The following is an 11,469-nucleotide window of genomic DNA, read 5'->3' as shown; positions in this document are numbered from 1 at the left end:
TTCCTCTTTAGTTCAACGGATGCTGGCGCAGGAAATCTGCGGCAACCGATGAAGGGCTTTCGTGATCGACATCGACCCGTGCATTGAGCTGGCGCATGGTGGCGTCGTCGAACAGCTGGGCCAGTGGCTTGAGCTCTTCGGTGAGTTTCGGGTGGGCATCGAGGTAGGCCTGGCGCACCACCGGCGCGGCGGTGTAGTCCGGGAAGTAATGCTTGTCGTCTTCGAGCAACTTGAGCTTGAAGGCGTTCAGGCGACCGTCGGTGGTGTAAACCAGACCGGCAAACACTTGGCCGTTACGCAGGGCGGTGTAGACCAGCCCGGCGTCCATCTGGCGGATGTTGTTGCGGGTCAGGTTCATGCCGTAGAGGTCAACCATGCCGGCCAGACCGTCGGAGCGGTTGGCGAATTCGGTATCCAGCGCTACCAGATGATTTTGCTTCTGCTCAGCCTGCAACACTGTGTTCAGCTCGCTGATCGTGTTGATCTGCGGGTAAGCCTTCGCGGTTTTTTCCGGTAGCGCCAGGGCGTAGGTGTTGCTGAAGTTCGACGGGGTCAGCCAGATCAGGCCTTTTTTTTCGTCGAGTGCTTTCACCTTGGCGTAGGACTGAGCGCTGTCGAGTTTTTCAGTGACGTGGTTGTAAGCCACCAGCGACACGCCGGTGTATTCCCACATCAAATCCAGCTGACCGCTTTCGTGGGCGCTGCGGGCGAGGTTGCTGCCCAGACCGCCCGTCACTTGAGTGTCGTAACCTTTGGCGCGCAGGTATTGGGAGGTGATTTCCGCCAGCAGGGTTTGTTCGGTGAACACCCGGGCGCCAATGCGGATCACGGGTTTTTCAGCGGCTTGGGCAAATCCTGCGAACAGCAGAACGCAGCCTAGTAAAAAGCTTGATGTCTTCATGAAAATTCCTTTGCCGGGGCTTAAGACGGGCGCAGGCCGCGTTCGAGCCAGAGGCGGCTGGCGAGTGTCACCAGACCGTCGAGCAGCAAGGCCAGCAGGGCGGTGCACGCCGCGCCGAGCAGCAGTTGCGGCTGATTGTTCAGGGCGATACCGGGGAAAATCAGGCTGCCCAGGCTGTTGGCGCCGATCAGGAACGCCAGCGGTGCGGTACCGACGTTGATCGCCAGCGCCACGCGCACGCCACCGATGATGATCGGCACGGCGTTCGGCAGTTCGACCCGCCACAGCACCTGAGTCGGCGTCATGCCGATGCCGACGGCCGCTTCCTTGAGTGAACCCTGGACGTTTTTCAGCCCTTCGTAGGTGTTGCGCACAATCGGCAACAGTGAGGCGAGGAACAAAGCGAAAATCGCAGGACCGCTGCCAATGCCGAGGATACCCAGGGCGATGGCCAGTACGGCGAGAGGCGGCACGGTGTTGCCGATGTTGAAGATCTGCATGAAACGTTCGGCGCGGCCAACCATGGTCGGGCGGCTGAGGAAGATGCCGGCGGGTATGCCCACTACAAGGGCGGCCAGCATGGAAACGAGGACGAGAATCAGATGAGCTTGCAGGTAAAACAACAAATCGTCGCGGTACTGTTCGATCGTGTTGATGCCAATCCAGTGGATCAGCAGGGCCAGAAGGGCGACGACAACCGCACCTCCTGTCAGCCCTTTGCCATAGCGAATAGCCACAGGCGGACTCCTTTTTTCAGTCGGCGGACGCAGTCCCGAGTGGCAATGCCATGCCTGGCTGCCGGGAAAACAACGTTCGCGAGAAGCAGCTCTACACGCTGATGAAACCGCATGAAATCGAGCCATAAGCGCAGCCTCGTCAGGCTGACTTGCTGATTTTTCAGCCCCTGACGATGGGTCGTAACAGGGGAGTGGACGCCTCCACCTTTTAAAAGGTTCCATAATCAGCAGCATTTAGCCACCGCGTAGGAGCTGCCGAAGGCTGCGATCTTTTGATGTTGCTTTTAGAAGCGAAGATCAAAAGATCGCGGCCTTCGGCAGCTCCTACGTTGGATCGCAACCTCCGTCAGCCCTGTGGATGGTGGTCCGTAGGTCACTTTTTAAGCTATACTCGCCGCCCTTTTTTGAATCACCGCCAGGCGATTTCCCATGACCAAACAGGCCGCCGAAGTCGCGAAACGCCGCACTTTCGCCATTATTTCCCACCCCGATGCCGGTAAAACCACCATCACCGAGAAGCTCTTGCTGATGGGCAAGGCGATTGCGGTAGCCGGCACGGTGAAGTCTCGCAAGTCCGACCGCCATGCCACCTCCGACTGGATGGAAATGGAAAAACAACGGGGTATTTCCATTACCACGTCGGTCATGCAGTTCCCGTATCGCGACCACATGGTCAACCTGCTCGACACCCCGGGCCACGAAGACTTCTCCGAAGATACCTATCGCACCCTGACGGCGGTGGACTCGGCCTTGATGGTGCTCGACGGCGGTAAAGGTGTTGAGCCACGCACCATCGCGCTGATGGACGTCTGCCGTCTGCGTGACACGCCGATCGTCAGCTTCATCAACAAACTCGACCGTGATATCCGCGACCCGATCGAACTGCTCGACGAAATCGAAGCGGTCCTGAAAATCAAGGCGGCGCCGATCACCTGGCCGATCGGTTGCTACCGCGACTTCAAGGGCGTTTATCACCTCGCCGACGACTACATCATTGTCTACACCGCCGGCCACGGCCACGAGCGCACCGATGTGAAAATCATCGAGAAGCTCGACTCCGACGAAGCCCGCGCGCACTTGGGCGACGAGTACGATCGCTTCGTCGAACAGCTGGAACTGGTGCAGGGCGCCTGCCACGAATTCAATCAACAGGAATTCCTCGACGGCCAACTGACCCCGGTGTTCTTCGGTACCGCACTGGGCAACTTCGGTGTCGATCACGTGCTCGACGCCGTGGTCGATTGGGCACCGAAACCGCTGGCCCGAGTCGCCAACGAGCGCACCGTGGAACCGGTGGAAGAGAAGTTCTCAGGTTTCGTGTTCAAGATCCAGGCGAACATGGACCCCAAACACCGCGACCGCATCGCCTTCATGCGCATTTGCTCCGGCAAGTACGAAAAAGGCATGAAGATGCGCCACGTACGCACTGGTAAGGACGTACGGATCGGCGACGCGCTGACCTTCTTCTCCTCCGAGCGTGAGCAACTGGAAGAGGCCTTCGCTGGCGACATCATCGGTCTGCACAACCACGGCACCATCCAGATCGGTGACACCTTCACCGAAGGTGAAGCCCTGGGCTTCACCGGCATCCCGCACTTCGCCCCGGAACTGTTCCGTCGCGTGCGCCTGCGTGATCCGCTGAAATCCAAGCAACTGCGCCAGGGCTTGCAGCAGTTGGCGGAAGAGGGCGCCACCCAGGTGTTCTTCCCCGAGCGCAGCAACGACATCATCCTCGGCGCGGTCGGCGTGCTGCAGTTCGATGTGGTCGCCAGCCGCTTGAAAGAGGAATACAAGGTCGAGTGCTCCTACGAGCCGATCACCGTGTATTCCGCGCGCTGGATCGAGTGCAGCGACAAGAAGAAGCTTGAGGAATTCTCCAACAAGGCTGTGGAAAACCTGGCACTGGACGGCGGCGGTCACCTGACCTACCTGGCCCCGACCCGGGTCAACCTGGCGCTGATGGAAGAGCGCTGGCCGGACGTGAAATTCCGTGCGACGCGTGAGCATCACTAAGCGCTGAGTTGCGAAAATCAAAAGCCCCGTTGCGAAAGCTGCGGGGCTTTTTGGTATCTGCCTCGGGCCACAGTAATATCGGTTCGGCATAACACCTATTCCAAACAAATCTCCTTGCCAGTGGCATTTTCTGCTACCCGGTAGCGTCCTGTCTGGAGAACCCGGTCAATCGGAACTAGATTTCACTCAGCACCTGTCAGGCGTCCCATGCTTCACCCAACAAAGGATGGAATCGGCTATGAGCATTTTTCAACGCATTATGTTGCTGCTTAAGGTTTTGGTGATGCTGTCCATCGGCACGTCGGCGGCATGGGCGCAATGCACGAACCATGATGAGCAGCAGGCCTGGTACGGGCAAGGTACGCACAGCCAGTTGATGATCGCTGCGTCCCAAACAGACGATGACGACTCGACCACTGACGACCCAGACACCGATGAGGATGAGGAAGACAAGCAAACGTAAATGACAGACAAAAGAAAACCCCTCCTGCCGGACTGATGCGCAATCCGGCGGAAGGGGGTGGTGAACAGGTCAAGTATCCCTGTGAGAGCGAGCCTGCTCGCGAAGGCGTCATGACAGTCTGCACACCGCTATCGCGAGCAGGCTCGCTCCCACATTTTTTATGCCGCGCCGTCGAGGAATTGCTCGGCGTAGTGGCAAGCCACCTGGCGGGTGTCGAGCAGGCGCAGGGCCGGCTCTTCGATGGCACAGCGCTCGGTCGCATACGGGCAGCGCTTGTGGAAGGCGCAGCCGGACGGCGGGTTCAGCGGGTTGGGCAATTCGCCAACGATCTTGATTTTCGGTTTGTCCGGATCCGGGTGGATGGTCGGAGTGGCCGACAGCAGCGCCTGGGTGTACGGGTGCAGAGGACGGGTGTAGATGTCCTCTTTCGGGCCCATTTCCACCGGCCGGCCGAGGTACATCACCATCACGTGATCGGCGACGTGGCGCACCACGGCGAGGTTGTGGGAGATGAACACGTAGGCGGTGTTGAACTCTTGCTGCAAATCCATGAACAGGTTGAGCACCTGTGCCTGAATCGACACGTCCAGCGCCGAGGTCGGTTCGTCCGCCACCAGCACTTTCGGTTGCAGCATCATTGCGCGGGCCAGGGCGATCCGCTGGCGCTGACCGCCAGAGAACATGTGCGGATAGCGCTGGTAGTGCTCGGGACGCAAGCCCACCTGCTTCATCATCGCCTGGACTTTGTCGCGACGTTCCGAGGCGCTGAGGTTGGTGTTGATCAATAATGGCTCTGCAAGCTGATCACCGATCTTCTGCCGTGGGTTCAACGACGCGTACGGGCTCTGGAACACCATCTGCACGTCTTTGCGCAGTTGCTTGCGCTGGGCCTTGTTAGCGCCGGCGACTTCCTGCCCGGCGATTTTCAAGGAGCCGGAGGACGGTTCTTCGATCAGCGTCAGGGCGCGGGCCAGGGTGGATTTACCGCAGCCCGATTCGCCCACAACGGCGAGGGTCTTGCCGGCTTCCAGTTCGAACGACACACCGTTGAGGGCGCGCACGATCGCATGGCCCTTGAACAGGCCACGGGACACTTCGTAGTGACGGGTCAGGTCGCGGGCGGTAAGTACGACGGCCATTACGCCACCTCCTGGTTCAACGGGTAGAAGCAGCGGGCGAGGCTGTTACTTTTCTGGTCAAGGGCCGGACGTTGCACGCGGCAGTTGTCTTGCACATACGGGCAGCGCGGCGACAGCAGGCAGCCTTGCGGGCGGTCGTAACGACCGGGAACGATGCCCGGTAATGTCGACAGGCGCGCGGCACCCATGCTGTGTTCCGGAATCGCCGCCAGCAGTGCTTCGCTGTACGGATGCGCCGGAATATCGAACAGCTGTGGCACCTGACCGACTTCAACCGCTTGGCCGGCGTACATCACGCACACGCGCTGGGCGGTTTCGGCCACGACCGCGAGGTCGTGAGTGATCAGCACCAGGCCCATGTTCTGCTCTTTCTGCAGGGCCAGCAGCAGGTCCATGATCTGCGCCTGAATCGTGACGTCGAGCGCGGTGGTCGGTTCGTCGGCGATCAGCAGTTTCGGTTCGCCGGCAATCGCCATGGCAATCGCCACGCGCTGGCTCATACCGCCGGAGAGCTGATGCGGGTAGGCATCCATACGACTGGCGGCGCCCGGGATTTCCACTTTTTCCAGCAGTTCGATGGCGCGCTTGCGGGCTTGCTTGCCGGACATCTTCAGGTGCAGACGCAGCACTTCTTCGATCTGGAAACCGACGGTGTAGCTCGGGTTCAGTGCGGTCATCGGGTCCTGGAAGACCATGGCCAGGTCTTTACCGACGATTTGCCGACGCTGACGGTTGCTGAGCTTGAGCATGTTCTTGCCGTCGAAATTCAGGGCATCGGCAGTGACGATCCCCGGGTGCTCGATCAGGCCCATCAGCGCCATCATGGTCACGGACTTGCCGGAACCCGATTCGCCAACAATGGCCAGCACTTCGCCCTTGTCCACGGTTATGTCGAGACCGTCGACCACCGGAACAGCGTTGGCGTCGCCGAAGCGAACGTTGAGATTCTTGATTTCTAACAGTGACATTTGAATCTCCTCAGGCGGCGTTCTTGAGTTTCGGGTCCAGCGCATCGCGCAGGCCGTCGCCCATCAAGTTGATTGCCAGCACGCTGAGCAAAATGGTCAAACCAGGCAAGCTCACCACCCACCAGGCGCGTTCGATGTAGTCGCGGGCCGAAGCCAGCATGGTGCCCCACTCAGGGGTTGGCGGTTGTACGCCAAGGCCGAGGAAGCCCAGTGCCGCGGCATCGAGAATCGCCGAGGAAAAGCTCAGGGTTGCCTGCACGATCAGCGGCGCCATGCAGTTGGGCAGCACGGTGATGAACATCAGGCGTGGCAGACCGGCACCGGCCAGGCGCGCGGCGGTCACGTAGTCGCGGTTCAGCTCGCCCATCACCGCGGCGCGGGTCAGACGAACATAGGACGGCAGGGACACCACGGCGATGGCGATCACGGTGTTGATCAGGCCAGGGCCGAGGATGGCGACAATCGCCACGGCCAGCAGCAGGGACGGCAGCGCCAGCATGATGTCCATCAGACGCATGATGGTCGGGCCGAGCACGCGTGGGAAGAACCCGGCCAGTAATCCCATCATGATGCCGGGAATCAGCGACATGACCACCGAGGACAGGCCGATCAACAGCGACAGGCGCGAGCCGTGAATCAAGCGCGACAGCAGGTCGCGGCCCAGTTCATCGGTGCCGAGGAAAAAGCGCCATTGCCCGCCATCGAGCCACACCGGAGGCGTCAGCAGAAAATCACGGTATTGCTCGCTTGGATTGTGCGGCGCAACCCAAGGGGCAAAAATCGCGCAGAACACAATCAGGGTGAAGAACATCAGGCCGGCCACGGCGCCTTTATTCTTCGAAAATGCATGCCAGAACTCTTTGTACGGTGATGGATACAGCAGGCTTTGATCCACGGCGGAGGTAGACGTGACTGCTGAGGAAGTTGGAGTGCTCATGGGTATTTACCTCAGCGCTGGTGACGAATGCGTGGGTTGGCAAAGCCGTAGAGGATATCCACCACGAAGTTAACCAGGATCACGATGCAGGCAATCAACAAGATGCCGTTTTGCACGACGGGATAGTCCCGGGCGCCGATGGCTTCGATCAGCCATTTGCCGATGCCGGGCCAGGAGAAGATCGTTTCGGTCAGAACAGCGCCAGCCAGCAGTGTGCCGACTTGCAGGCCGACCACGGTCAGCACCGGAATCAACGCGTTGCGCAGGCCATGGACAAACACGACGCGTGCCGGCGACAGGCCTTTGGCCCGAGCGGTGCGGATGTAGTCCTCACGCAGCACTTCAAGCATGGAGGAACGGGTCATCCGGGCAATCACCGCTAGCGGAATGGTGCCCAGCACGATGGCCGGCAGGATCAAGTGATGCAGGTAGTCGAGTAGCGCGCCCGGTTCATCGCTGAGCCAGGTGTCGATCAGCATGAAATGGGTTTTGCGCTCCACGTCGATCAACAAGTCGTTCTGCCCGGAGACCGGCGTCCAACCCAGGCTGACCGAGAAGAACATAATCAGGATCAGGCCCCACCAGAAGATCGGCATCGAGTATCCCGTGAGGGAGATGCCCATGACCCCATGGTCGAACAGGGATCCTCGCTTCAACGCGGCGATTACACCGGCCAGCAGTCCGAGGACTCCGGCAAATAACAGGGCCGCCATCGACAGCTCGAAGGTGGCCGGGAACAACACCTTGAATTCACTCCACACGCTTTCACGGGTACGCAGGGATTCGCCGAGATCGCCGTGGGCCAGTTTGCCAATGTAATCCAGGTATTGGGCATACAGCGGTTTGTTCAGACCTAGGCGTTCCATTGCCTGAGCATGCATTTCGGGGTCGACCCGACGTTCTCCCATCATCACTTCTACGGGGTCGCCAGGAATCATGCGGATCAACGCGAAAGTCAGCAAGGTGATGCCGAAGAACGTGGGGATCAGTAATCCCAGTCGGCGGGCAATAAAACTAAACATCGTGTGTTGTACCTCATCAGCCGGTTAGGCGTGCCCGGCGGCGCTGGGGTCAGCGATGCCGGGCGTTTTTTATCTACTTCACCTGGGTGGTGGCGAAGTTATTAGTGGTGAGGGGGCTAATTTGATAGCCCTCTACATTGGTGCGCATTGCAGTGAACATGCGGGTGTGCGCCATGCTGATCCATGGCTGGTCCTGGTTGAAAATGGCCTGGGCCTGTTCGTAGAGCGCCGCGCGTTCGTCCGGGTTCACTTTAGCCCTCGCTTCGTCGATCAGCGCCTGGAACTTTTCATTGCACCAGCGAGCGTAGTTTTCGCCGTTCTTGGCCGCCTCACAACTGAGCATAGGCGTCAGGAAATTATCCGGGTCACCGTTATCGCCAGCCCATCCAGCGGACACCATATCGTGCTCGCCGTTTTTCGCGCGCTTGAGCATTTCGCCCCATTCCATGACACGAATATCGACCTTGATCCCGACCTTGGCCAGGTCGGCCTGCATCATCTGCGCACCGAGCATCGGGTTCGGGTTGGTCGTGCCGCCGCCGTTACGGGTGAACAGGGTGAACGTGGTGCCATCCGGTACACCGGCTTCCTTGAGCAGGGCGCGAGCCTTGTCGAGGTCGCGAGGCGGGTTGGTCAGTTTATGGTTGTAGCCCAGAAGGGTGTCCGGGTAGGGGTTGACCGCCACTGTCGCATTGCCTTTGCCGAACAGCGCGTTGACATAAGCTTCTTTGTCGAACGCGATGTCGATCGCTTTGCGCACCCGCACATCACTCATGTACTTGTGGGTGGTGTTCATGGCGATATAGGAAACGGTCATCGCGTTCAGTTCATCGACCTTCAGGTTGGCGTCTTTCTTGATGCTCGGGATGTCATCCGGTTTCGGATACAGCGCGATCTGGCACTCGTTGGCCTTGAGCTTTTGCAGGCGTACGTTGTTGTCGGTGGCAATCGCCAGCACCAGCGCGTCAGCCGGTGGCTTGCCACGGAAGTAGTCCGGGTTGGCCTTGAAGCGGACCTGAGCGTCTTTGGCGTAACGCTGGAAGACAAACGGGCCGGTGCCGACTGGCTTGTTGTTCAGGTCGCCGGTCTTGTCGGCCTTGAGCAACTGATCGGCGTACTCGGCGGAGTAGATCGAGGAGAAGGCCATGGCGATGTCGGCCAGGAACGGCGCTTCACGGCGGGTCAGGTTGAATTTGACCGTATTGTCGTCGACTTTCTCGACGCTTTTGAGCAGTTCCTTGAAGCCCATGCTTTCAAAGTACGGGAAGCCCACGCTCGATTTCTTGTGCCATGGATGATTCGGGTCCAGCTGGCGCTGGAAGCTCCAGACCACATCGTCGGCATTCATGTCGCGAGTCGGCTTGAAGTAGTCGGTGGTGTGAAACTTGACGCCTTTGCGCAGGTGGAATGTGTAGGTCAGACCGTCGTCGCTGATGTCCCAGGACTCGGCCAGTGCCGGGATCACTTCAGTGGTGCCGGGCTTGAAGTCCGCCAGACGATTGAAGATGGTTTCGGCCACCGCATCGGCTGTGACTGCAGTCGTGTACTGGACCATATCGAAGCCTTCCGGGCTGGCTTCGGTACAGACCACCAAGGGTTTGGCCGAGACGCCAACGGCGACACTCAGCAACGCGGCAGCGATGGCTGCTCGTAGGGGAAGCATTTTCATCTAGAGCCCTCTGCAATCGGTTGAACGGAAAAGCCAGGCGGCCGACTCGTCATGAGTCAGCCGCAGGCATGGGTTTTACAAAATGTTGAACGGGATGGTGGTCACGAGACGGAACTCGTTGAGGCTGCCGTCCGCCTGGTTTTCGCTGGCACGGTGCGCGGTGTACGTCGCACGGATAGCGGTGGCCTTGAGTGGGCCGCTCTGCACGGCGTACGAAGCACCGATGCCGTATTCATAGTGGTGCTCGCCGTCCATCGCCTTCACATCGGTGTAGCCGGTGCTGTTGTAGTGAGTACCGTCGATACCCCAGCCGCGAGCCTGGTAGATGTTGAACTTCAGGCCTGGCACGCCGTATTCGGCCATGTTCAGGCCGTAGGCGATCTGGAAGGACTTCTCGTTCGGGCCGTTGAAGTCCGACAGCAGGGAGTTGGCCAGGTAGATGCCGTTGGTTTCGTGCAGGTAGTCGAAGTACTCGTTACCGTTCACTTCCTGGTACGAGAAGGTCAGGCTGTGGGCCTGGTGGGTCAGGCCGAACGACAGGGAGTAGGTGTCGTTGTCGATCTGGCCGAGCTTGGCTTTACCTTCATCCACGGTTTTGTAGTAGTTCAGGCCGGTGGTCAGGCTCAGGACCTGGCTGTCGCCCAGTACATGGGTGGCGCCGAAGTAGTACTGATTCCACAAGTCTTCAGCCTGGGTGCCCCAAAGGCTGGTGGTCAGGCTGGCGAACGGCTGGTAGGTGATACCGGCAGTGTGGACGTGATCGGCCTCGGCATTGGTGTCGCCGTATTCGGAACGGAACTTGCGCTGGCTTTGTTCGGTACGCGGTGAGTTGCGGTCGAAGGTGCCGAGGTCGAAGGACAGGTTCTCCAGCTCTTCGCTGTGCAGGGTCACACCTTCGAAGCTCGAAGGCAGGGCACGGTTACCGATAACGTCTACCTGCGGGCTGCTGAAGTTCTGGCGACCGGCGGTCAGCGTGGTGTTGGAGATACGGGCCTTGACGTTGGCCAGGCCCAGTTTGCTCCACTGGCCGACGGCGTCGCCGCCTTCTTTGGTCAGCGTACGGTTGTTACCCGCGCCAGGACGCGTGGTCGGCGCACCGCCGTTGTTGGACGCCAGATCCTTGCGATCACGATCCAGGGCAATGGCGTTGTAGGCCGCTACTTCGGTGCTGAAGCCGACGGTGCCTTCAGTGAACCCCGAGTTGTACTTGATGATTGTGCCTTGCAGCCAGTTGATGCGACGGTCAGTCTGGCGCGTTTCACCATTCTGACGGTAGTTGAGTGTCGCACCCCGCTTGAAATGCTCGTTGGCGTACCAGTTACGCGTGCTGCCGGTGATCGACTGGCCTTCGACAAAACCAGTGGCTTCGCTTTGGGCGCTTTTCTCTTTCACGGTAACCGGGGTGAACGCCTGGCTCTGGGATTCTGCGTACGCCGTGGCGGTCACGCTGCTGATGGCCAAGGCCAATAACGCGGTGCTGCTCAGTTTCATGGGTGAAGCTCCTTTCTTTCTTTTTTAATGCCGGTCTTTTTGGGTGATCCGGCTATTTGGTTCAGAACACATTCAAGGCATCGCAAACGTTTGCTACAGGCCAGATTGACGAATTACGGCAATACGCTT

General features: G+C 59.4%; 10 protein-coding genes. 2 read left to right on the top strand and 8 right to left on the bottom strand.

The window, feature by feature from the left end; translation table 11 throughout:
- Positions 1-7: 7 nt before the first annotated feature.
- Positions 8-901 (bottom strand): glycine betaine ABC transporter substrate-binding protein, encoded by an 894-nt coding sequence (locus LOY38_RS25510; protein WP_258697584.1) that lies wholly within the window; start codon positions 899-901, stop codon positions 8-10.
- Between the two features lie 20 nt (positions 902-921).
- Positions 922-1,638, bottom strand: a complete 717-nt coding sequence (locus LOY38_RS25505) for an ABC transporter permease (RefSeq protein ID WP_258697583.1) — start codon at positions 1,636-1,638, stop codon at positions 922-924.
- A gap of 429 nt (positions 1,639-2,067) precedes the next feature.
- On the opposite strand from LOY38_RS25505, the gene LOY38_RS25500 reads away from it, so the two are divergent.
- Both LOY38_RS25500 and LOY38_RS25495 read left to right on the top strand, forming a co-directional pair.
- Complete coding sequence (locus LOY38_RS25500; RefSeq protein ID WP_258697582.1) at positions 2,068-3,651, top strand: peptide chain release factor 3; 1,584 nt, start codon at positions 2,068-2,070, stop codon at positions 3,649-3,651.
- A 238-nt stretch (positions 3,652-3,889) separates the two neighbouring features.
- Positions 3,890-4,114 (top strand): hypothetical protein, encoded by a 225-nt coding sequence (locus LOY38_RS25495; protein ID WP_258697581.1) that lies wholly within the window; start codon positions 3,890-3,892, stop codon positions 4,112-4,114.
- A 158-nt stretch (positions 4,115-4,272) separates the two neighbouring features.
- Here the strand turns inward: LOY38_RS25495 and LOY38_RS25490 are convergent, their stop codons facing one another.
- The 6 genes from LOY38_RS25490 to LOY38_RS25465 form a co-directional block, all read right to left on the bottom strand.
- A complete protein-coding gene (locus LOY38_RS25490) occupies positions 4,273-5,253 on the bottom strand; it encodes a peptide ABC transporter ATP-binding protein (protein ID WP_258697580.1) in 981 nt (326 codons plus the stop codon).
- Complete coding sequence (locus LOY38_RS25485; protein ID WP_258697579.1) at positions 5,253-6,221, bottom strand: ABC transporter ATP-binding protein; 969 nt, start codon at positions 6,219-6,221, stop codon at positions 5,253-5,255. Before LOY38_RS25485 ends, LOY38_RS25490 begins: the two co-directional genes overlap by 1 nt.
- Before the next feature lie 10 nt (positions 6,222-6,231).
- Positions 6,232-7,158, bottom strand: coding sequence for an ABC transporter permease subunit (locus tag LOY38_RS25480; RefSeq protein WP_258697578.1), 927 nt, complete (start codon positions 7,156-7,158; stop codon positions 6,232-6,234).
- An 11-nt stretch (positions 7,159-7,169) separates the two neighbouring features.
- Positions 7,170-8,180: an ABC transporter permease subunit gene (locus tag LOY38_RS25475; RefSeq protein WP_258697577.1), complete on the bottom strand. Its 1,011-nt coding sequence runs from the start codon at positions 8,178-8,180 to the stop codon at positions 7,170-7,172.
- Between the two features lie 73 nt (positions 8,181-8,253).
- A complete protein-coding gene (locus LOY38_RS25470; RefSeq protein WP_258697576.1) occupies positions 8,254-9,849 on the bottom strand; it encodes an ABC transporter substrate-binding protein in 1,596 nt (531 codons plus the stop codon).
- 75 nt (positions 9,850-9,924) lie between these two features.
- The gene (locus LOY38_RS25465) at positions 9,925-11,340 is read right to left on the bottom strand and encodes an OprD family porin (protein ID WP_258697575.1); all 1,416 of its coding nucleotides are present in this window, start codon (positions 11,338-11,340) and stop codon (positions 9,925-9,927) included.
- Positions 11,341-11,469 lie beyond the last annotated feature (129 nt).

The organism is Pseudomonas sp. B21-015, from assembly GCF_024749285.1.
In the GTDB taxonomy this organism is placed as follows: Bacteria; Pseudomonadota; Gammaproteobacteria; order Pseudomonadales; family Pseudomonadaceae; genus Aquipseudomonas.
The sequence above is the reverse complement of the archived record's forward strand: the minus strand, read 5'-3'. Positions and strand labels throughout refer to the sequence as shown.

Bases quoted from the DNA above. Each gene is read 5' to 3' on its own strand.
- LOY38_RS25510 (WP_258697584.1), bottom strand. From the start codon at position 901: ATGAAGACATCAAGCTTTTTACTAGGCTGCGTTCTGCTGTTCGCAGGA.
- LOY38_RS25500 (WP_258697582.1), top strand. From the start codon at position 2,068: ATGACCAAACAGGCCGCCGAAGTCGCGAAACGCCGCACTTTCGCCATT.
- LOY38_RS25495 (WP_258697581.1), top strand. From the start codon at position 3,890: ATGAGCATTTTTCAACGCATTATGTTGCTGCTTAAGGTTTTGGTGATG.
- LOY38_RS25490 (WP_258697580.1), bottom strand. From the start codon at position 5,253: ATGGCCGTCGTACTTACCGCCCGCGACCTGACCCGTCACTACGAAGTG.
- LOY38_RS25485 (WP_258697579.1), bottom strand. From the start codon at position 6,221: ATGTCACTGTTAGAAATCAAGAATCTCAACGTTCGCTTCGGCGACGCC.
- LOY38_RS25480 (WP_258697578.1), bottom strand. From the start codon at position 7,158: ATGAGCACTCCAACTTCCTCAGCAGTCACGTCTACCTCCGCCGTGGAT.
- LOY38_RS25475 (WP_258697577.1), bottom strand. From the start codon at position 8,180: ATGTTTAGTTTTATTGCCCGCCGACTGGGATTACTGATCCCCACGTTC.
- LOY38_RS25470 (WP_258697576.1), bottom strand. From the start codon at position 9,849: ATGAAAATGCTTCCCCTACGAGCAGCCATCGCTGCCGCGTTGCTGAGT.
- LOY38_RS25465 (WP_258697575.1), bottom strand. From the start codon at position 11,340: ATGAAACTGAGCAGCACCGCGTTATTGGCCTTGGCCATCAGCAGCGTG.